1 protein-coding gene is annotated in these 647 nt (G+C 75.1%); it reads right to left on the bottom strand.

Annotated features, from left to right (window positions below; genetic code table 11):
- Positions 1 to 647: LGFP repeat-containing protein (locus ACI791_RS17915; protein ID WP_456587267.1), on the bottom strand; the 647-nt coding region annotated here is incomplete at both ends.

The raw sequence follows: 647 nt of genomic DNA, 5'->3' as shown, positions 1-647 counted from the left end.
GTCCCGCACCGGACCCGACACGATCCGCGCCCCGGTGGCCTGCGTCCAGTACACCGAGCCGCCCTCGAAGTGCGCGAACCGCCCACCACCGGACAGCGGGAGCACGTCGGTGGTCGGGAAGCCCAGCACGCCGGTCTCCCAGCCCGCCGCCGCCCACCGGTCACGCACCGGACCCGACACGATCCGCGCACCGGTGGCCTGCGTCCAGTACACCGACCCGCCCTCGAAGTGCGCGAACGCTCCCCCGCCAGGCAGCGTCCGCACGCCGGTGGTCGGATAACCCAACTCCCCGTCCGGGCCGCCGGCCGCCGAGTACCGGTCGCGCACCGGCCCGTGCAGGGCGTGCCCGCCCGCGCCCGAGGCCGCGTACACCTCCCCACCCTGGAAGGACATCACCACACCGACGCCATCGGAGGTCGACACCGCCTCCGCGATCGGGTAGCCCAGCGGCCCCGCCGGCCCGCCGGCCTCCTGCCATCCGAGGACCACATCACGGGGGACCACCCGCGTTCCCAGCTCGCGGTGCAGGTACAGAGAGCCGCCCTGGAAGTGCGCGAACTGGGCCAGCCCGTCCGGGGTGCTCGCGGCATCTGCGGTGGGCATGCCCAGGTCGCCGCCGTCACCACCGGCGGCCAGCCAGGCATCCC

This window comes from Blastococcus sp. SYSU DS0973, assembly GCF_054051055.1.
The sequence above is the reverse complement of the archived record's forward strand: the minus strand, read 5'-3'. Positions and strand labels throughout refer to the sequence as shown.